The organism is Microbacterium sp. NPDC055521, from assembly GCF_053619695.1.
Genome location: NZ_JBSHJX010000001.1, coordinates 242482 through 262608, shown reverse-complemented (window position 1 = coordinate 262608; position 20127 = coordinate 242482). Strand labels below are relative to the sequence as shown.

Below are 20127 nucleotides of genomic sequence, written 5' to 3'. Positions count from 1 at the left end.
CGAGTCTGATAGACCGATGCTGCGAGGCGCATCGTCGTGTGGCGGGTACTGTGGCGGTCGTGTGGCGGGCGTGTGGCGGCTGCGCGAATCAAGAAAAGCCCTGTTCAGAAGCATAAAAGGTCGTAAGTGTGGCGGTGTGGCGCGTGTGGCGCGTACCGTCACGCGCGTCGATCCGTTTTTTCTGGGAGCGCCCCCAGGACACCCCGCCCCAGTCCACATTCTTACGAGAAGAGGCTCAAATATCCGGGTTGACTAAAGTTTCCTCAGTCACCTATCCCGATCGCTGAGGTGCGGCTACAGCACTCCATCAGATGCAGACCAGCGCGGGGCGCGCCTTGGTGGAGCTGATGGACAGCGCCATGCATACTGGTCGAGTGGGGATGACGGATGCGCAGAAGGCAGTTTCCGCTGCGGTCCGCGGCCTGGACTCTGCAGCGTTCACGAGCATCCACATACTCGACCGCGTTCCCGCGATCTTCGAGGATCGGGAACAGTATGCAGCGTGGCGATCAGATCTCGGCGCAGAACTCGAAGTCGACCCGCTGTGCATCGTGATCGTCGGCAGCACGGCGGTGGGTGTAAGTCTCTCGCCGAAGGACGACAAGAGGTTTCGGCCGTTCCACGACGAATCGGACGTTGACGTGGCAGTTGTATCGGCCCGACACTTCGACGAGGCCTGGCGCTGGCTGCGAGCGCTCGGCCCGCTGGACGCGCTAAAAGGTCGCCCCGATGAAGCGGACCTGCTCGGCTGGCATCGTCGCAGCCTCGTTTTCGACGGCACCATTGCTACAGATAGGCTCTTGCCGTACCTGCCCTTTGGGGCGACCTGGCAGTCGGCGCTCGGGCGCGCATCGCTGCGCGCACCAACTCTCGATCGGGACGTCAAGGCCCGAATCTATCGAGATTTCGAATCCTTGCGTGAGTACCATCGTCGAAACGTAGAGTCGCTGAAGGCAGAGCTCCAACTAGAACCACCCGCAGGTACCCCTATGGTGGCAACCGACGAAAAGGATGAGGCACAAGAATGACCGCCACGACCAACCAGCGGTTCCTATCAGCGACGATGCACACCGTGTCCTGGTTCTGGAAGCGATTCAAGGGTGACGAACTTATCCTTCAGCCGCCATTCCAGCGCAACCCCGTATGGGGTGAGAAGCAAAAAGCTGCCTTGATCGACACGATTCTCAAGGGTTACCCAATCCCAGAGCTGTACCTCCAGACGACCGTGGACGCAAGTGGAGACGAAAAGCACGTCGTCGTCGACGGGCAGCAGCGGATCCGGGCTTGCCTAGAGTTCCTGTCAGATGGATTTCCGCTCGGCGAGGATTCCGGCACGCTCTCTGGCTCCACGTTCGAGGACTTGACCCCCGAGCAGAAGCAGACGATCTTCGAGTACAAGTTCGTCATTCGAGAGCTACCTGCCCTGTCCGAGCCAGAGATACGCGAAATCTTTGGTCGACTCAATCGAAACAACGTCGTGCTCAACGCTCAGGAGTTGCGCCACGCGACCTACTGGGGCGAGTTCATCTCATCGATGAAGGCGATTAGCCAGAACGAATTCTGGGTCACCTCGGGAGTCTTCACAGTCAACGACATCCGCCGCATGTTGGACGTCGAGTTCATCAGCGAAATCTCTGCTGCCCGACTCTACGGGTTGCAAAACAAGAAGACGACACTAGACAAGTTCTATAAGACCTTTGAAGTGGAATTCCCCGACCGATCGCGGATCGAGCACGACTTCGCAACGGTACTCGGCGAACTCGCACAAATTCTCACCTGGCCAACGAAGTCACGGTGGAAGGGCAAAACAGACTTTTACACCCTTTTCCTCGTTCTGGCCAAGCACGAAGGCGACATGCCATTTGATCGCGAGACACGCGATACATTAGCGAGCCGACTGCAGGTGTTCTCGGACTCGGTCAGCGCGTACCTCTCAGATGTCGCGCCAGATGAACAGCTTCTGCAAGCTCGTGGTTACGCGAGAGGCGTGCGCGCATCAAGCGATCTCGGCAGTCGAAGGACGCGCGACACCGCACTCGAAAGTTACTTGTTCGATCTGCCATACGTCCCTCCGGCTGACGTGGTGGAAGAATTTGTAGCAGGGCTCGGCCCTGACGACCAGGACGAAGACGACGACGACGCCAGCCCCGCCACCTAGGGCTCAGGCTTTTCAGCGAGTGGTGTAAGCGAAGATGCCCAGCGCGAGCAAGCCGATAGTTTCTTCTCCGCTAGATTCCAAAATCGGGAGAGCTGGCCACTCGTGCAGCTCGTAAGACCTGCGTAAGCGAGGTCATTGCTTCGAATACTCCCAGCGTTTCGGCCAAGAAGTCGAGATAGGAGATACCGCCGGGATCCTGGTCACTAACAACGCGACCCGTGCGGAGTTCGTGGTGTGCCGTTGCATGGCCGATCGTGTTGCGTCGGCGATTATTCAGGAGTGTGCTCAGTGAGTCCCAGCCAGGCACCTGAGCTGCGTAGGCAACCTTGTAGGCATTCGGAAGCTTGTCGAACTGGGCAAGGCTCTGCACGCGTTGCTTCGGGGGAACGATCGAGGGATGCTCGGTGCCAAAATCGTCGGCGCCACTGCGCTCAAGCGCGTTCTGCGCAGCCACCAGCGGCCATAGGCACTTGCAGGCCAGCTCGAACCCCTGCTGGTACAGGTCACGGACGATCGAAAACTCATCCCTGTAGAGGACAAGCTGCTCAAGCTCTGACCTCGACGTGTCGGGCACGTATCGGCTCAATGCTCCCATCTCCCACGCTTCTCGGCGGTGAATGAAGGCGCTGATCGCCGTGAACAGATCTCTTTCCAGCTGCTTTGCCGCAGCGCCGCGAGAACGCACCACCTCCATGTAGTGGCGATCCGAAAGCACTGCGGAGTGCTTCTTGCCGTACAGCTCGACGATCCGAGCACCGCGATCGCCGTTTTGGCCAAGCACCGTGATCGTAACGAACATGAGGCTTTGGTAGGCCACCGACGTGCGCTCGTGGAACGTGCTACCCACCTTGTCGAGCTGCAGCTTCTCCTTCGCCGTCCTCTCAAACATGGGCCAGTTCTCGTGCAAGAAGTATTGGAACACCATGCGTACCGAGGGCCACACTTGCTCCGTCACTGCGATTGCTCTGCCTCGATCATCTTCGAACTCCATGAAGCGCTTGAACCCCAGCAGGCCAGTGAGCGTCATCGTGGGAGACCCACCGGACGGTCCAAGCGAAACCGCGTCGTATCGAGAGGGCACGAAGGGGTTCACTGTCACGATCGACGCTTCTGAACCGACTTCGCTCTGATCGACCACCTCGCACTCGAAATCGACCTTAAAGCTCTCCAACTCCTGGCCAGACATCTCCGCACTAATCGGGAGCGCGCAGCTCGGGCAAGGCAAGTAGAAACGCGTCCCCGTTGTCGGCTCGACACCGACCCGAGCGGCGAAAGGCTCTGAGCACCCAGGGCAACGCAGAAAGAAGCGCGTGATCATCGTGCAACGCTACCGCGCAGAGATTCCTTTCAGTTCAACGGCCGCCGCGTCCGATGGTTCGGTCATCCTGTTCCGCGCCTCAGCCTGCCGGCACCGCCGGGGCACTCCAACACGTAATAGCGGCACTCACAGACACTCCGGTGCGGTGACCACCGGACAACTGCGGCCAAATATGCTCTAGGCTAATGCCCGGTCAGAGGGCGCTTTGCCCCGAGATTTCAAGCAATCAGCCACGGGCACACAACGTGCAGGGGGTCAGGGGTTCGAGTCCCCTCAGGTCCACCACTATTTCTGTTCGCGATTCTGGTTGCGCGTGAGAATCTGTTCGCTGAGCGACCTCAGGGACGCTCTTCACGATCTCAGCCACCGAGAACACCCGTGAGCGCATCGTGATCGTCGGATTTCCTTCGCTGAGATCCGTCACCGGTTCGCTCGAGGTGTTCAGAGCAGTGTCGTCAGGGCGTAGACCACGAACAGCAGCAGGTGCGCAGCGCCCTGCACCGGACGCGCCCGCCGTGCGCGGAATGTCGCCAGCGTCAGCAGCAGCGTCAGACCCAGCAGCAGCAGATTCAACGGGCTCTCGGCGAGCACGACAGTCTGCCCGGTGATCAGCCCGATGGTCAGCACGGCGGGGATCGTGAGCCCGGCCGTCGAGACGAGAGCGCCATGGCACAGATTGCTCACCCGCTGCATCTCGCCGGCGAGGGCCGCCCGCACCGTGGTGATCGTCTCGGGCAGGAACACGATCATCGCGATGAGGATGCCCGACAGCGCCACCGGCGCGCCGAGGCGGTCGAGGCCGTCATCGAGCAGCGCCGCCATGTCGTGCGAGAGCAGCACGATGGGCAGCGCGAGCGCGAGCAGCAGAAGCGTGCGCGCGATGATCTCCGCCCGGTGCTCGGCCGGCATGAGGCCGACCGACGACCGGGGCGGCGCGTCGCCGGCATCCGCCGCCGTGCCCACCTCCTGAAAATCCGCCCTGCGCGCGCCCAGCTGCCGCAGCAGGAAGAACGCGTACAGCAGCACGACGAGCACGATCACCGCGATCGCGGCGGACGGTGGGTAGGCGCCCGCATCTCCCAGGAGCACCGGGAGCGCGAACGCGACGGCGAGCAGCATGACCAGCACGCCGAGATAGGTGACGACGCCGGCGCGGTTCGCGTGCCGATCCGGATGCCGCCTTCCGCCGACCACCAGCGCGACGCCGACGACGAGATTCATGATGATCATCGACACGGCCATCACCGAGTCGCGGGCGATGGTCTGATGCTCGCCCGGGCCGAGCATGACGGCAGAGATGAGGATGACCTCGATCGCGGCGATCGAGAGGGTGAGCACGAGCGTTCCGTACGGATCGCCGAGCCGGTGCGCGAGATGCTCGGCCTCTGTGACGACACCGAAGGCGCACACGATGATGATCGTGACGATCGCGGCCAAGGTCAGCCACAGCACGGGTGTCGGCAGGTGACTCTCGACGAGGGGAGCGAGCGCGAGGAGAGCGCCGAAGGATCCCCAGCCGAGCACGAGGCGAAGCACGGCGGTGCGCGTCAGAACCGAGCGCAGGAGGATGGAGCGGGTCACGGTGCGAGCCGAATCTGCGGGGTCGTCCCCACCTGTGATGTCGCCGCCGGGTCGTCCCGCCGGTCGCGTCAGCACCAGGCTAGCAAGCAGCACCGAGCGCCCGCACAGCAGAAGATCGGAGTCGCGGAGTAGCGTCGACACCATGCGTGCTCGAGCGATCCGTGCCGCCGCGGCTGCTGCCGTGGCTGTGTGCCTGCTCACCGCCTGCGCACCCACCACACCGTCCGCCGCGCCGTCCGGAACCCGGCACACCTCGTCGGACACGCCGTCGGCCGAACCCAGCCCGCCGCGCGACCCCGCAGCCGAGGCGGTCGCCGCGATGAGCGTGACCGAGCAGGCCGCCAGCGTCGTGATGGGGCACATCTCCGGCACCGATCCGGCGACTCTGCGCGCCTACATGCAGTCGGCGCCGCAGGGGGCCCCGCTCGGTGGATTCATCCTGATGGGCGGGAACATCGGTGCCGATGCGGCTCAGGTCAGGGCACTCAGCGATGCGCTCACCCTCGACCCCGCGCTGCCGCCGCTCATCGCGATCGACGAAGAGGGCGGGGGCGTCCGACGCCTGCCGTGGGACACCCTGCCCGGCGGACAGGGCCTGCACGCCCTCGACCTGGCGCAGACCGAGCAGGTGTTCGCGCAGCGTGCCGCCCTCGTCGCCGAGACCGGCGCGAACGTCAACTTCGGAATCATCGCCGACGTGCCGGCTGACGCCTCATCCTTCATCGCCTCACGTGCGCTCGGTGCCGACGCCGATTCGGCGTCGTCGCGCGTGACGGCCGCCGTCGACGGCGAGGAGGGCATCGTGCTCTCGACGCTGAAGCACTTCCCGGGGCACGGTGCCGCACCGGGTGACTCGCATCACAGCATCCCGTCGACGTCGATGACGCTGGCGCAGTGGCAGGCGGGTGACGCGCGACCGTTCATCGCGGGCATCGACGCCGGCGCCGAACTGCTCATGTTCGGGCACCTGGTGTACACGGCCGTCGACCCCGCCCCCGCGTCGCTGTCGGCGCGCTGGCACGAGATCGCGAGAGACGAACTCGGCTTCGACGGCGTGATGATCACCGATGACCTGGGCATGCTCTCGGCATCCGGCGTCGCCGAGTACCGAGATCCCGTGTCGAACGCGGTGACCGCGCTGCAGGCGGGCAACGACATGGTGCTCATGGTCGCCGGGGCCACGGCCGAGACAGCGCCGCAGATGGCGGCCGGGATCGTCAGCGCCGTCGCCGACGGGCGACTCAGCGCAGAGCGCCTGCGGGACGCCGCGGAGCGCGTCATGCGACTGCGGATGCAGCTCGTGGACGGACGCTAGTCGCGACCGAGCCACGCCGTCAGCAGCGCCTCCCGCAGCGCGTTGCCGCGTTCGGCGAACGCCCGCTGCCGGCGCACATACTCCGCTTTGCCGTCGACCGTCTCGATCCGCACCGGCCGCACGCCCCACGCCGACAGATCGTACGGCGCTGCCTCCATGTCGAGGCGGCGGATGTCGGACGCGAGCTCGAAGGCATCCAGCAGCAGCTCACCCGGAACGAGCGGGCCGAGCTTGACGGCCCACTTGTACACATCCATCCCCGCGTGCAGACAGCCGGGCTGCTCGAGATCGGGCTGACTCTCCCGGCTCAGCGGCAGGCGGTTGCGCGGCACGGCGTCGTCGGTGAAGAAGCGGAACGCGTCGAAGTGCGTGCAGCGCAGCTCGGCGGCCTCGACGACGGCATCCGTCCCGGCACCGCCGAGTCGCAGCGGCACGTCGTGCCGGTGATCGTCGGCGCGGTAGACCATCGCCCACTCGTGCAGCCCGAAGCATCCGAACTGGCCCGGTCGGGCGGCGGTGAGGCGCAGCATCCGCTCCACGAGGGATGCCAGCTCAGGCTTCTCCCCACCGAACGCCGACGCATCGGGCGCGTATCCACGCGGCGCGACGCCGGGCGAGTACCAGCGCCATCCGGCGCGCTCCTCGGCGTCCTGCAGCGTCACACCGGCGCCGGGATGCCACCGCCGCAGCTGCGCGGGCTTATACGAGTAGTACGTGAACAGGAAGTCCTCGACCGGATGCTTCTCTCCGCTCTGCTGCCGGGCGCGATGCGCGGCCGTCAGCGTGTCGGCGCGCTCGGCGTGCGCCTGCGCGCGGGACGACCACTCGGCGCGCGTCAGCGATGCGCGCGTCAGCGTCGTCATGACGGATCGGCGAGGATGCCGACCTCGGTGAGCCGCTCGCGCAGCCCGGCGCCGTCCTCGGCGCTCACCCACGGCACGGTGCCTTCGGCGTGCTCGCCCGACGCACGACCACCGGCGAGCACGGCCTCAGCCGGCAGCAGGCGACGGATCGCGACGGCCGCGACGGAGGAGGGATGCTCCTCGAGGAAATGCGAATAGATCGCCTCGTCGTGCTGGCCGTCGTCGCCGATCAGCAGCCAGCGCACGTTCGGGAACTCCTCCGCGAGCCGGCGCAGGTTGCCGGTCTTGTGCGCCTGACCGCTACGGAACCAGCGGTCGTGGGTCGGACCCCAGTCGGTGAGCAGCATCGCTCCGGCGGGGAAGAGGTTGCGGCTGAGGAACCGCGTCAGCGTAGGGGCGACGTTCCACGCGCCGGTGGAGAGGTAGATCATCGGCGAGCCGGGATGGTCGCGTCGCAGCTGCTCGAGCAGCACCGCCATGCCGGGCACGGGGGTGCGGGCGTGCTCGTCGACCACGAAAGAGTTCCAGGCGGCGATGAACGGCCGAGGCAGCGCAGTGACCATGACGGTGTCGTCGACATCGGAGACCACGCCGAAGTCGACGTTCTCATCGACGACGAACGCGGTCGCCTCGACCGGCTTCTGTCCCTCGACGGACATCGAGAAGGTCTGCCAACCGGGCGGCAGCTCCGCCTCGATGACCGAGTCGATCACCCCGCCGCGGTCGGCGACGACGGTGTGCGTGCGCCCGCCGACCTCGACGACGACAGAGGCGAAGCTGACCGGGATGCTGACGAACGAGCGCCAGCCGCGCACACTGGCCTCTCCGCGGGTCTTCTTCAGCGGCGCCGGGACGATCAGCGCGCGGCCGACCACCCGCACCCAGCCGGCGGTGCTGCCGTAGCCGGGAAACGGGACGATGGTCGCCGAACGTCCCCGTCGGCGGGCGCGGCGCTCGCGCCAGACGTGGACGCGGTGTTCGAGGCGGGCGAACCAGTGGATCTTCGCCGGTGAAGCAGCAGACATCGGCTCCAGTCTTTCACGCCTGGCTGCCGCGGTCACGATCCGGTGTGCCGCCCACCGTCGTCAGCCTCGCCGACGCGACGCATGTGCCGCTCCTCGCGTCGGGCGAGCAGCTTCTTCCCGCCGAGCAGCACCACGAGCAGCGCGACGATGACCCCGACGAACACGTACCCGGCGTAGTGCACCCGCTGGGACAGCTCGGGATAGCTGCCGGCCGCTGTCGCCGCAACGCCCACGTACAGGGCGGCCCACAGGGCACAGGCGGGCAGCGTCCAGGCGATGAACCGGCGATACGCGTATCCGCTCATGCCGACCGTCAGCGGAACGAGGGAGTGCAGCACAGGCAGAAAGCGGGACAGGAAGATCGCCACGCCGCCACGTCGATGCAGGTACCGCTCCGAGCGCCGCCACTGCTCTTCGCCGATCCGGCGCCCGAGCCACGACGCGCGGATGTACGGACCCGCCCAGGTGCCGAGCCAGAATCCGACCGACTCCCCGATCAGCGCGCCGATCACCACGGTCACCCCGAGGGCGAGGCCTTCGACCCAGCCCTCCACGCCGATCGCCGCGACGAGCACAACCGTGTCGCCCGGCACGACCAGGCCGATCAGGATGCTCGTCTCGAGCAGGATCGCCACACCGGCCAGCACCGTTCGCAGCACGGGATCGACGGCCTGAACGGCCTCGATGACCCAGAGCACGATGTCGTTCACACCATGAGCGTAAAGCCTGTCGCGGAGCCATACGCTGTGAAGGTGCCCGCACCCCCTCCGCTCACCGCCTGCGCCGTCGCGCGACCGGCGGGCGCGCACCGTACGGAGGTGGATGCGCTCTTCGCGCACCTGTTCGCAGACGCCGGCCAGGCGTTCTGGCTGGATGCCGGAACCGACCCACGCACCGGATGGAGTCTCATCGGCACCGGCGACGTCGAGCATGACCTCGACGCGGTGCGTCGCGTCGACCTGAGCGGCCCGGCGGCGGCATCCGGCATCCCCTTCCTCGGCGGCTGGGTCGGATGGCTGCCGTACGAGCACGGCGCGGCGGCGAACGGCGCCCCGGTCGCCGACACGGACGCGGCGCCCACCTGGATCGCTGTCACCCGTGCCGTCGCCGTGGACCACGCCGCGGGCGAGGTGCACGCCCTCGCCCCGGCGGCGGACATCGCCGCGTGGGCGGCAGAGGTGGGTGATGCGCTCGCCGCCCCGCCGCTCGAGCCCGCCCCGCCCGCCCCCGCCGGGCAGACCGCGTCACCGCGCCACGAGGTCGCCGAGTACACCGCTCTCGTCGAGGAGTGCCGCGCGGCGATCCAGCGCGGTGACGCGTACCAGCTGTGCCTGACCACCCAGTTCACCGCCGCGCGTCCCGACGACCCGCTGGCCGTCTACCGCCGGATGCGCGCGGCGACGCCTGCGCACCACGGCGGCTACCTGCGGGTGGGTGAGCAGCACGTGCTCAGCGCCAGCCCCGAGCAGTTCCTCGCGACGGGCGGCGGGCGCGCGTCGACGAGTCCGATCAAGGGCACCCGCCCCCGGGGCGTCACTGCGGAGGACGACGCGCGGCTGGCGGAGGAGCTGCGGACGGATGCCAAAGAGCGCGCCGAGAACGTCATGATCGTCGACCTCATGCGCAACGACCTCTCGCACGCGGGCGTTCCCGGCACGGTCGAGGTGGAGCGGCTGTGGCAGGTGGAGACGTATCCCGCGGTGCATCAGCTGGTCAGCACGGTCAGCGTGCGGCTGCGCGACGGGGTCACCTTCGGCGACCTGTGCGACGCGGCGTTCCCGGCCGGCAGCATGACCGGTGCGCCGAAGCTGTCGGCGATGACGATCCTGCATCGTCTCGAACAGGCGCCCCGCGGCGTCTACTCCGGATGCTTCGGGCACGTCGGCCTCGACGGCAGGGTCGACCTCGCGATGGTCATCCGCACGATCCTGATCGACGCGGATTCGGCATCCGTCGGCGCCGGCGGAGGGATCACCTGGCTCTCCCGCCCGGATGCCGAGGCGGCGGAGGTAGCGACGAAGGCGCGCGCTCCGCTCGCCGCGCTCGGCGCAGTGCTGCCGAAGCCCTGGCGGGACCTGCGGCCGGTTTCCTGAGCGCACACCCCTCGCGATACCCTGGAAGGGCCCGATTTCCGGGCTGTTCCGCATCGTCAGATTGGCCGTTCCTTGACCGAGCACGCGTCCCACGCCGAGTCCCCTGAAGTGATGTCTGCGCACGACATCCAGCTCAAGTGGCAGGAGTACTGGGCGCAGAACGAGACGTTCGCGGCGGGCGACGACGACGACGATCGGCCCCGCAAGTACATCCTCGGCATGTTCCCGTATCCGTCGGGCGACCTGCACATGGGCCACGCCATCAACTACCTGTACCCCGACATCGTGGCCCGGTACTGGCGTCACCGCGGACATAACGTGCTCAACCCGGTCGGCTGGGACTCGTTCGGCCTGCCTGCTGAGAACGCCGCGATCAAGCGCGGCGCCGACCCGCGCGAGTGGACCTACAAGAACATCGAGCAGCACAAGGCCGGATTCCGCGGCTACGGCATGTCGTACGACTGGTCGCGCGTGCTGCACACCTCCGACCCCGAGTACTACCGCTGGAACCAGTGGCTCTTCCTGAAGCTGTACGAGCGCGGCCTCGCGTACCGCAAGAAGAGCGCCGTCAACTGGTGCCCGAACGACCAGACGGTGCTCGCGAACGAGCAGGTCGTCGACGGTCGCTGCGAGCGCTGCGGCGCCGAGGTCGTGAAGAAGAAGCTCACGCAGTGGTACTTCAAGATCACCGAGTACGCCGACCGTCTGCTCGACGACCTCGACACGCTCGAGGGGCACTGGCCGCACAAGGTGCTGCAGATGCAGCGCAACTGGATCGGCCGTTCGACCGGCGCCGACGTCGACTTCGTCATCGAGGGTCGCGACGAGCCGGTCACCGTGTTCACCACGCGCCCCGACACCTTGCATGGCGCGACGTTCTTCGTGATCGCCCCCGACTCCGATCTGGCTGCCGAGCTGGCATCCGGTTCGTCGTCTGAGGTGCGCACGCGCTTCCAGGACTACCTCGAGACGGTGCAGAAGCAGACCGAGATCGAGCGGCAGTCGACCGACCGCCCGAAGACGGGCGTGTTCCTCGAGCGCTACGCGATCAACCCCGTCAACGGCGAGCGGATGCCGATCTGGGCCGCCGACTACGTGCTGGCCGACTACGGCCACGGCGCCGTGATGGCGGTGCCCGCGCACGACCAGCGCGACCTCGACTTCGCCCGCGCGTTCGGCCTGCCGGTCAAGGTCGTCGTCGACACCACCGTCACCGGCGGCGCGAACGAGGGCGAGGACCTCGCCGAGCTCGACCCCGCGGTGACCGGCACCGCGCTGGTCGGCAACGGCCGCCTGGTGAACTCCGGCGACCTCGACGGCGTCGACAAGGCCGACGCGATCGCCCGCACCATCACGCAGCTCGGCGAGGCGGGCACCGGCCGCGCGGCGAAGAACTACCGCCTGCGCGACTGGCTGATCTCACGTCAGCGCTTCTGGGGCACGCCGATCCCGATGCTGCACCTCGACGACGGGAGTGTCGTTCCCGTACCCGAAGACCGTCTGCCCGTGCAGCTGCCGAGCGTCGAGGGTCTCGACCTGCGCCCGAAGGGCTCGTCGCCGTTGGGCGCGGCGGAGTCGTGGGTGCGCACGGTCGATCCGGCATCGGGTGAGCCCGCGCTGCGCGACGCCGACACCATGGACACCTTCGTCGACAGCTCGTGGTACTTCCTGCGCTTCCTGTCGCCGCACAGCGACCAGTTCGCCTTCGACCCCGAGCAGGCGAAGCGCTGGGCGCCGGTCGACGGATATTTCGGCGGTGTCGAGCACGCGATCCTGCACCTGCTGTACGCGCGCTTCATCACCAAGGTGCTGTTCGATCTGGGTCTGATCGACTTCGAGGAGCCGTTCTCGAACCTGGTGAACCAGGGCATGGTCATCATGGACGGCGCGAAGATGTCGAAGAGCAAGGGCAACCTCGTCGAGCTGTCCGACCTGCTCGGGCAGTACGGCGCCGACGCTCTGCGCCTGGGCCTGGCCTTCGCCGGCCCCGTGGAAGACGACAAGGAGTGGAACGGCGTCTCGCTCTCGGGTGCGCAGAAGTTCCTCGCCCGCGCGCTGCGCGTCGCCGACGAGGTGGCGAGCGAGCCGGGCACGGCTTCGGATGCCGGTGACGCGGCCCTGCGCCGCATCACCCACCGCCTGCTGGCGGACGCGCCGGCGCTCGTCGAGCAGACGAAGTTCAACGTCGTCGTCGCTCGTCTCATGGAGCTGGTGAACGGCATCCGCAAGACGATCGACACCGGCGCAGGTGCCAGCGACCCCGCCGTGCGAGAGGCGGCCGAGACGGTCGCGATGATCCTCGAGCTCATCTCGCCGCACACGGGTGAGGAGATGTGGGCCCGGCTCGGACACCAGCCGCCGGTCAGTGCCGTGCAGTGGCCGGATGCCGATCCCGCGCTGCTCGTGCAGGACACGGCGACCGTCGCCGTGCAGGTCAATGGCAAGGTGCGCGCGACCCTCGAGGTGGCCGCCGACATCTCCGACGCCGACCTCGAGGCCGCCGCGCGCGCCGACGAGAAGGTGCAGCGCGCCCTGGAGGGCAAGGAGATCGTGCGCGTGATCGTGCGTGCGCCGAAGATCGTCAACTTCGCCGTCAAGGGCTGAGGTTCTGCCGGAGACTGTGCACAGCCCGCCCTCCTGAGGGAGTTTTGCACAGTCTCCGGGATCCGCGGGCAGCGCTGCGCGGCGGGCGGCCTAGCGTGACAGGGTGTCATCCGACGAGTCCGCAGAGCCGGATGCCCGCGCGCGCCCGCGCCTGAGGCTGGGCATCGGCGCGGCGGTGACGCTCGGGCTGGTGGTGCTGTCGGCCGCGGTCGGCTGGGGGATCCTGCGCGGGCAGGCGGCGCCCACCGAGAGCATCGCGCTGGACGGCGGCTCGTCGGCGTCGGCCGGAACCGGCGACGGTGCCGGAGACGGGTCTGCCGTCGCGCCGCCCGAGGGGCTGTACGTGCACGTGCTGGGCGAGGTCGTCGCCCCCGGCCTGTACATCGTCGACCCGGATGCCCGGCTGGTCGACGCCCTGGCGGCCGCCGGCGGCACGCTCGAGTCCGCCGACCTGCAGGCGGTGAACCTCGCACGACCGCTGAGCGACGGCGAGCAGATCGTCGTGCCGAAGATCGGCGCGCAGCCGCCGCCCGGCGCGGCGGAGGGCGGAGGAGGCGGCGGGGGCGGCGGAACCCAGACCGACGGCGTCGTGAACCTCAACACAGCCGACCAGACCGCGCTCGAGACCCTGCCGCGCATCGGCCCGGCGCTCGCGCAGCGGATCATCGAGTGGCGCGACGAGAACGGACGCTTCCGCTCCGTCGACGATCTGCTGGCCGTGCCGGGAATCGGGGAGAAGCTGCTCGCCGGTGTGCGCGAGAAGGTGCAGGTGTGAAGGATCTGCGCACGACCGTGGTCGCGGTGGTGCTCTGGGGGATGGCCCTGCTGCTCAGCCACATGCCGGGACTGGTCGCGGCCGCGATCCCGGTCGCGCTCACCGCGGCGGTGCTGCTCGTGGTCACCCGCCGCCGCCGAGCGGGGCTCGTCGTGCTCGTTCTGCTGTGCGGTGCGGGTCTCGCCGCGACCGTCGCGGCCGCGCAGCCGGCGCGCGACGCCCTCGCGGCGCAGGACGGGCACGTCATCGAGGCGCTCGTCGAAGTCAGCTCATCGGCATCCGTCGGCAGCGACGGGCGCCTGTGGTTCGATGCGCAGACCGTCGCGATCGGCCCGCCCGGGCACCCGCAGCACGTCTCCGGCCCGGTGCGGGTCGGCGTCGCACCGATCGACGGAGCAGACCTCGGTGCGGTGCTGCAGGTGACGGGGCCGGGCAAGCGCACGGATGCCGGTGAGCGGGCCGCCCTCGTGCTCTTCGGCACGCGCGCGGAGGTGACGACGCCGGCATCCGGGATCTTCGCCGTCGCCGCGACCACGCGCGCCGAATTCATCGAGCGGGCGAGCGGATTGCCCGAGCCGGGTGCCGGGCTGCTCCCGGGGCTCGCAGTGGGCGACACGAGAGCGGTGCCGGAAGACGTCAGCGCCGCGATGCTGGCATCCGGTCTCAGCCACCTCACGGCGGTCTCTGGGGCGAACTGCGCCATTGTCGTCGCGGCCGTCTTCTGGCTCGTCTCGCTGCTCGGCGGCGGGCGGCTGCTGCGAATCGTGCTCGCGCTGCTCGCCCTAGCAGCGTTCGTCGTGCTCGTCACACCCGAGCCGAGCGTGATCCGCGCGTCGGTGATGGCCGCGCTCGCGATGCTCACCCTGCTGCTCGGGCGGCCGAGCGCGGGCCTGGCGATGCTGTCGCTGGCCGTCTGCGGGCTGCTCATCGCCGATCCCTGGCTGTCGTCGACGCCGGGATTCGCGCTGTCGGCGGCGGCGACGGCGGCCCTGCTCGTGCTGTCGCGTCCGCTGCTGCGCGGTCTCGGCCGCTGGATGCCCGTGCCGCTCGCGCTCGCCCTATCAGTGCCGCTCGCGGCGCAGCTGGTGTGCGGCCCGATCGTCGCTCTGTTCTCGGACACGCAGTCCGTGGTCGGGGTGGTCGCCAACCTGCTCGCCGCGCCCGCCGCGCCCGTCGCGACCGTGGTCGGGCTGCTGGCCTGCCTCACCTCTCCCGTGCCGGCGCTGGCAGACCTGCTCGCGGCGGCGGCGTGGCTGCCGGCGGCATGGATCCAGACCACCGCGACGGTGTCGGCGGCGCTGCCCGGTGCGACCGCGGCCGTTCCCGCCGGTCCGGTGGCCGCGATCGTGGTCGCGGTGCTCAGTGCCGCCGTGACGCTGGTGCTCGTGCGCCCTCGCTCGCGGTGGCTGCGTCTCGCGGCGGCCGCCATGGTCGTGGTCGCGGTGGCCGCCTCGATCGCACGGATGCTGCTGAGCGGGCCGCTCGCATCGACGACCACGTCCGGGGCGTGGGTGATCGCCGCCTGCGACATCGGGCAGGGCGATGCGGTGCTCGTCCGATCGGGATCGCAGACCGCCCTCGTCGACACGGGACCGGATGCCGACGCCCTCGCCGACTGCCTCGCGCAGACCGGCATCGACCGCATCGACCTGCTCGTGCTGACCCATTTCGACCTCGACCATGTGGGAGCGGCGAGCACGCTCGCCGGCCGGGTCGGCACCGTGCTGCACGGACCCATCGCCGAGCCGGACGATCAGCGGATCCTCGACGAGCTGCAGGCCGGTGGCGCCGTTCTGCGGGACGGATCGGTGGGCACGCACGGGTCCTTGGGATCGGCGGAGTGGCGGGTGGTCTGGCCGCCGCCGGACTCGGCGGCCTTCCCCAGCGGCAATGACGCGAGCATCGTCGTCGACATCGCCGGTGGGGGAGTGCCCCGGATGCTCATGCTCGGCGACCTCTCGGCCGCTCCCCAGCGCCAGCTGCTCTCGAGCGGCCGCATCAGCGGAGAGTATGCGGTGGTCAAGGTCGCGCATCACGGCAGCCGTGATCAGGAGCCGGCGCTGTACGCGCAGATCGCGGCACCGGCGGCGCTGGTCAGCGTGGGGGTGGACAACGACTACGGGCATCCGCGGAAGGAGACCCTGGCGCTCCTCGAGGCCGCAGGTTCCCGCGCGCTGCGCACCGATCAGCGCGGCCTCGTGCTGCTCGGACAGCAGGACGGCCGGCTCGTCGTGTGGACCGAGCGCCAGGAGTGAAGGTCGGCACCCGCCGGTAGGCTGAGAGCATGGCAGCTCCTCGTTCTTCGGCACGCAGCACGCCCGCGAAGAGCGCCAAGGTTCCGCAGGTCTCCTGGCGAGAGCCGCGTCCGGCGCCGATCGTGCTCGTGTCCGGCCCCGAGGAGGTGCTCGCCGAGCGCGCGATCGCCGGTGTCCGCGACTACCTGCGCGCCGAGGACCCGGCGCTCGAGGTCAGCGACATCCGTGCCGACGACTACGCCGCGGGCGCCCTGCTCACGCTCACCTCGCCGTCGCTGTTCGGCGAGCCGCGCCTCGTGCGTGTGGCGGGCGTCGAGAAGTGCACCGACGCGTTTCTGCAGGAGGCCGTGCGCTACCTCGACGCGCCGCAGGACGGCGCGACCGTGATCCTCCGCCACACCGGCGCCACGGTGCGCGGCAAGAAGCTGCTCGACGCCGTGCGCGCGGGCACCGGCGGTGGCATCGAGATCCCGTGCGCCGCAGTGAAGCGCGACTCGGATCGCGTCGACTTCGCCGCCGGTGAGTTCAAGGCGGTGAAGAAGCGCATCCAGCCCACCGCGCTGCGCGCGCTCGTCTCGGCGTTCGCCGACGATCTCACCGAGCTGGCGGCCGCCTGCCAGCAGCTGATCGGTGACGTCGAGGGCGACATCACCGACGACGTCGTCACGAAGTACTACGGCGGCCGGGTCGAGGTGTCGGCGTTCGTCGTCGCCGACACGGCGATCGCCGGTCGCTACGGCGACGCCCTCGTCGCGCTGCGCCATGCCCTGGCATCCGGAGCCGACCCCGTGCCGATGGTCGCGGCCTTCGCCATGAAGCTGCGCACCATGGCGCGCGTCGCCGGCCGCCGCGAGCCCAGCCGCCAGCTCGCGCAGCAGCTCGGCATGAAGGACTGGCAGGTCGACCGCGCGCGGAAGGATCTGGCCGGGTGGAACGAGCGCTCCCTCGGCATGGCCATCCAGGCCACGGCCCGTGCCGACGCCGAGGTGAAGGGCGCCGCACGCGACCCGATCTTCGCGCTGGAGCGCATGGTGACCGTCGTCGCCACCCGCGACGCGTTCGCTTCCTGATACAGCAGAAGGCCCGCCCCGCGAACGGGACGGGCCTTCGAAGCATCTGCTCGGGTCAGAGAGCGGCGACCTTCTTGGCGATGGCCGACTTGCGGTTCTTCGCCTGGTTCTTGTGCACGACACCCTTGCTGACGGCCTTGTCGAGCTTCACGGACGCGAGCTTGAGGGCGCCCTCTGCGGCCTCCTTGTCGCCGGAGGCGACGGCCTCGCGGGTCTTGCGGACCAGCGTCTTCAGCTCGCTCTTGACGGCGCGGTTGCGCTCCTGAGCCTTCAGGTTGGTCTTGTTGCGCTTGATCTGCGACTTGATGTTTGCCACGTGTGGACACTTTCTGTCTGGATGGATTCGGTGTGCTGCCGACGGTAGAGGGGCGTCGCACAGCGGTCGTGAGGGACAACCCACACGCAAGCCAAGAGTCAATGCTACCAGCACTGAAGGGCTGGTGCCGAACCGGTCGGTGGTGCGCCTGTTCGACGGTGCCTCAGCTTCCGGCATTCAGCGTCGCGAGCGCCAGTCGCAGCACCGCGTTGAACACCGTGGGGCGCATCGCCGTCACCAGGTGCGTGGCGTGGGGTACGACGATCAGCTCGGCATGCGGCGCGAGCCGCTGGAACAGCGCCTCGTTGACCCGCAGCTGGTCGAACTGGCCGTTCACGAACCACAGCGGCACGCGGATGCGCGGAAGCGCGGCCTCCAGGTCGAGCACCGCGAGGCTGCTCAACGCCGCGTCCTGCGCGTCGAAGGCGTACCCGCCGGCAGCGAAGTCGGCGCGCGTGTCGACCGGCAGGGTCGCGGCCAGCACCCGATCGGTGAGCCACTGCCCTCGCTGCGGCAGCGAGTTCATCGCCCGGGCCAGAACACGATACGCGCGCAGTGCCGCGCCGCGGGGGAGCGCCGTGCACGAGACAGCCACGACTCCCGCGATCGGCGGGGTGTCCTCGCCACCGGCGTAGGCGAGCGAAAGCAGCCCGCCCATCGAATGACCCACAAGCAGCACGGGCCCGTGGGCTGCCGCGGCTCGCACCGCGGCATCGATGGTGTGCAGCGCCTCGTGCAGGGTGAAGTCCTCGTCCATCCGCGTGCCGTGCGCGGGAAGGTCGACCGCCGTGGCCGGGATGCCGTTCTCGGCAAGCCAGGAGAGCTGCGAACGCCACATCGTCGACGACGTGCGGATGCCGTGCACGAGGACGACCTGGACGCTCACCTCCTCAGCATATGAAGAAAGCGGGGCCGGTGGGTCAACCACCGGCCCCGCTCAGATCGTGCTGTGCTTACTTCTCCCAGCCGACGTTCTCAACCGGCTGCACGCCGAAGAGATCGAGACCCACGTAGGGCTCCGGGGTCAGGTTGGCGAGGCCCGTCTTGGCCGCCGAGATGGACGGTCCGTTGTACAGGGGGATGAGGCCCCAGTCCTGGAAGATCTCGGCCTCGAGCTTCATGGCCGCAGCCGTCTGCTTCTCGGGGTCGTTGATCGACTCGACCTCTTCGTGGATGCGCTCATCCATCTCGGGCGTCTGCACGCCCGAGAGGTTCAGGCCCATGTCCTGGCAGTACAGCTGGCAGAACCATGCCGCGCCGAACGGGTCGGACGAGGTGAAGCGCAGGCTGAAGATGTCCCAGTTCTTGCTGTTGTAGTCCTCGGCGAACTTGTTCGCCGGCCGGACGTCCACCTTGACCTCGATGCCGATGGCCTTCTCCTGGGCCTGGATCGACTGCGCGAGGGCCTTCTGGGTCGGGTCGTCGTTGTGGATCGGGTAGGTGACCGAGAGCTTGACGCCGTCCTTCTCGCGGATGCCGTCCGAGCCCTCCTTCCAGCCCGCCTCGTCGAGGAGCTTCTTGGCGCCGTCGACGTCGAACTTGTAGCCGGCTTCCTCCAGCGCGTTCGAGTAGCCCGGCTGGAACGAGAAGAGGGTCAGCGAGCCGGCCGGCTCCTCCTCGTATCCGAGGCCGTTCCACGCGATCTTCTTCTGCTGGTCGATGTCGATGGCCTTGAAGAACGCCTCGCGCACCTTGACGTCCGCGAACTGCGGCTTCTCGGCGTCGACCTCGAGCAGCGTGTTGGCCGTCTGCTGGGCGCGGTAGACCTCGATGTCCTTCATGTCCTTGACCTGCGCGAGGCGGTCCTTGGTACCCACGCCGACCATGTCGATCTCGCCGTTCTTGAACGCGTTGATCGAGGCCTGCGAGTCCATTCCCTTGAAGGTGACCTTGTCGAGCAGCGGCTTGTCGCCCCACCACTTGTCGTTCGGCTTGAACGAGATGAAGTCCTTGTTCGCGTCGAACTCGTCGACCGTGTAAGGGCCTGCGCCCCACTCGGCGTGCGGCTCGTCGATCATCGCGGAGTTGAAGGTGTCCGGGTCGGCCAGCGCCGGGTGGATGATTCCCGTCAGGAACGGCATCTGCGGCCAGGCGAACTCGCCCTTGAAGGTGACGATCGCGGTCTTGGGCGTGTCGCCCTGCTCGACCTTCTCGATCTCCTTGTAGCCGTCGGTGGCGTTCGGGACGAAGCCCTCCTCGGTGGAGCGGCTGGCCTTCCACGTCGCGTCGATCGCCGTCCAGTCCATCGGCGTGCCGTCGTTCCAGGTGGCCTCGTCGGTGAACGTGAAGGTGATCTGCGTCTTGCCGTCGACCGTGTCGATCTTCCACTCGTCGAGGTACGCGTCGTGCTTGTAGGGCGTGCCGTCCGGCTTCTGCAGCAGGATCTGCGGCATGTACCACGCGGCGACACGAGCGGTGTCGGCGCTGCCGTCACCGTGGAAGGAGTTCAGCTGCTCCGGGATCTCGTTGATCGGGAAGTTGACCGTGCCGCCCTCCTTGAGGTTCTCGCGCGGCTGCGGGTTGTAGTCCGCGGCCGAGGTCTCGGCTGCGCTGCCGTCATCGCCGCTGCCACCCTTGTCTCCGGTGTCAGAGGCGCACCCGGTGAGGACGAGTGCGAAAGCGCCGGCCATTGCCAGCGCTCCCATCAGCTTCTGCTGCTTCATGGTGCTCCTTTCGCCTTACGGCGTGTCATATGGGGAGGATAGTTCGCGCTTCCCGGCATCCGGCGGGCGCGACAGTGAATCGGGACTAACT

General features: G+C 68.3%; 16 protein-coding genes. 8 read left to right on the top strand and 8 right to left on the bottom strand.

The window, feature by feature from the left end; genetic code table 11:
• Positions 1-311 precede the first annotated feature (311 nt).
• Positions 312-1028, top strand: a complete 717-nt coding sequence (locus ACWGSM_RS01240) for a hypothetical protein (RefSeq protein WP_366244604.1) — start codon at positions 312-314, stop codon at positions 1026-1028.
• On the top strand, positions 1025-2158 hold the full coding sequence (locus ACWGSM_RS01235; protein ID WP_363447217.1) for a DUF262 domain-containing protein: 1134 nt from the start codon (positions 1025-1027) through the stop codon (positions 2156-2158). The genes ACWGSM_RS01240 and ACWGSM_RS01235 overlap by 4 nt, the downstream gene beginning before the upstream one ends.
• 70 nt (positions 2159-2228) lie before the next feature.
• On the opposite strand, the gene ACWGSM_RS01230 is transcribed toward ACWGSM_RS01235, so the two are convergent.
• Positions 2229-3476 (bottom strand): hypothetical protein, encoded by a 1248-nt coding sequence (locus ACWGSM_RS01230; protein WP_363447219.1) that lies wholly within the window; start codon positions 3474-3476, stop codon positions 2229-2231.
• A 441-nt stretch (positions 3477-3917) separates the two neighbouring features.
• Positions 3918-5057, bottom strand: a complete 1140-nt coding sequence (locus ACWGSM_RS01225; RefSeq protein ID WP_452321169.1) for a calcium:proton antiporter — start codon at positions 5055-5057, stop codon at positions 3918-3920.
• A gap of 142 nt (positions 5058-5199) precedes the next feature.
• Between ACWGSM_RS01225 and ACWGSM_RS01220 the strand changes: the two genes are divergently transcribed.
• Complete coding sequence (locus tag ACWGSM_RS01220; protein WP_452321168.1) at positions 5200-6372, top strand: glycoside hydrolase family 3 N-terminal domain-containing protein; 1173 nt, start codon at positions 5200-5202, stop codon at positions 6370-6372.
• Here ACWGSM_RS01220 and ACWGSM_RS01215 read toward each other — a convergent pair.
• From ACWGSM_RS01215 to ACWGSM_RS01205, 3 genes are read right to left on the bottom strand one after another with little or no spacing between them, the layout of a single operon-like run.
• Entirely contained in the window at positions 6369-7235 is an 867-nt protein-coding gene (locus tag ACWGSM_RS01215; RefSeq protein ID WP_452321167.1) for a 3-methyladenine DNA glycosylase, read from the bottom strand. The genes ACWGSM_RS01220 and ACWGSM_RS01215 overlap by 4 nt on opposite strands.
• Positions 7232-8260, bottom strand: a complete 1029-nt coding sequence (locus ACWGSM_RS01210; protein ID WP_452321166.1) for an App1 family protein — start codon at positions 8258-8260, stop codon at positions 7232-7234. The genes ACWGSM_RS01215 and ACWGSM_RS01210 overlap by 4 nt, the downstream gene beginning before the upstream one ends.
• Before the next feature lie 32 nt (positions 8261-8292).
• Positions 8293-8970: a DedA family protein gene (locus tag ACWGSM_RS01205; RefSeq protein ID WP_452321165.1), complete on the bottom strand. Its 678-nt coding sequence runs from the start codon at positions 8968-8970 to the stop codon at positions 8293-8295.
• Between the two features lie 108 nt (positions 8971-9078).
• Between ACWGSM_RS01205 and ACWGSM_RS01200 the strand changes: the two genes are divergently transcribed.
• From ACWGSM_RS01200 to holA, 5 genes are all read left to right on the top strand, one after another.
• Complete coding sequence (locus ACWGSM_RS01200; RefSeq protein WP_452321269.1) at positions 9079-10353, top strand: anthranilate synthase component I family protein; 1275 nt, start codon at positions 9079-9081, stop codon at positions 10351-10353.
• A gap of 111 nt (positions 10354-10464) precedes the next feature.
• Complete coding sequence (leuS, locus tag ACWGSM_RS01195) at positions 10465-12957, top strand: leucine--tRNA ligase (protein ID WP_452321164.1); 2493 nt, start codon at positions 10465-10467, stop codon at positions 12955-12957.
• Positions 12958-13060: 103 nt separating this feature from the next.
• On the top strand, positions 13061-13732 hold the full coding sequence (locus ACWGSM_RS01190) for a helix-hairpin-helix domain-containing protein (protein WP_452321163.1): 672 nt from the start codon (positions 13061-13063) through the stop codon (positions 13730-13732).
• Positions 13729-15987 carry a ComEC/Rec2 family competence protein gene (locus tag ACWGSM_RS01185; RefSeq protein WP_452321162.1) on the top strand — a complete coding sequence of 753 codons (2259 nt, stop codon included), beginning with the start codon at positions 13729-13731 and terminating at the stop codon, positions 15985-15987. The genes ACWGSM_RS01190 and ACWGSM_RS01185 overlap by 4 nt, the downstream gene beginning before the upstream one ends.
• A gap of 29 nt (positions 15988-16016) precedes the next feature.
• A complete protein-coding gene (holA, locus tag ACWGSM_RS01180; protein WP_452321161.1) occupies positions 16017-17057 on the top strand; it encodes a DNA polymerase III subunit delta in 1041 nt (346 codons plus the stop codon).
• A 55-nt stretch (positions 17058-17112) separates the two neighbouring features.
• Here holA and rpsT read toward each other — a convergent pair whose 3' ends face one another.
• The 3 genes from rpsT to ACWGSM_RS01165 form a co-directional block, all read right to left on the bottom strand.
• Entirely contained in the window at positions 17113-17373 is a 261-nt protein-coding gene (gene rpsT, locus ACWGSM_RS01175; RefSeq protein WP_313356529.1) for a 30S ribosomal protein S20, read from the bottom strand.
• Between the two features lie 163 nt (positions 17374-17536).
• Complete coding sequence (locus tag ACWGSM_RS01170) at positions 17537-18259, bottom strand: alpha/beta fold hydrolase (RefSeq protein ID WP_452321160.1); 723 nt, start codon at positions 18257-18259, stop codon at positions 17537-17539.
• Positions 18260-18326: 67 nt separating this feature from the next.
• Positions 18327-20036 carry an ABC transporter family substrate-binding protein gene (locus ACWGSM_RS01165; protein ID WP_452321159.1) on the bottom strand — a complete coding sequence of 570 codons (1710 nt, stop codon included), beginning with the start codon at positions 20034-20036 and terminating at the stop codon, positions 18327-18329.
• Positions 20037-20127 lie beyond the last annotated feature (91 nt).

Coding starts and splice junctions, on each gene's coding strand:
- ACWGSM_RS01235 (WP_363447217.1), top strand. CDS start 1,025: ATGACCGCCACGACCAACCAGCGGTTCCTATCAGCGACGATGCACACC.
- ACWGSM_RS01215 (WP_452321167.1), bottom strand. CDS start 7,235: ATGACGACGCTGACGCGCGCATCGCTGACGCGCGCCGAGTGGTCGTCC.
- leuS (WP_452321164.1), top strand. CDS start 10,465: ATGTCTGCGCACGACATCCAGCTCAAGTGGCAGGAGTACTGGGCGCAG.
- holA (WP_452321161.1), top strand. CDS start 16,017: ATGGCAGCTCCTCGTTCTTCGGCACGCAGCACGCCCGCGAAGAGCGCC.
- ACWGSM_RS01220 (WP_452321168.1), top strand. CDS start 5,200: ATGCGTGCTCGAGCGATCCGTGCCGCCGCGGCTGCTGCCGTGGCTGTG.
- ACWGSM_RS01165 (WP_452321159.1), bottom strand. CDS start 20,036: ATGAAGCAGCAGAAGCTGATGGGAGCGCTGGCAATGGCCGGCGCTTTC.
- ACWGSM_RS01210 (WP_452321166.1), bottom strand. CDS start 8,260: ATGTCTGCTGCTTCACCGGCGAAGATCCACTGGTTCGCCCGCCTCGAA.
- ACWGSM_RS01230 (WP_363447219.1), bottom strand. CDS start 3,476: ATGATCACGCGCTTCTTTCTGCGTTGCCCTGGGTGCTCAGAGCCTTTC.
- ACWGSM_RS01240 (WP_366244604.1), top strand. CDS start 312: ATGCAGACCAGCGCGGGGCGCGCCTTGGTGGAGCTGATGGACAGCGCC.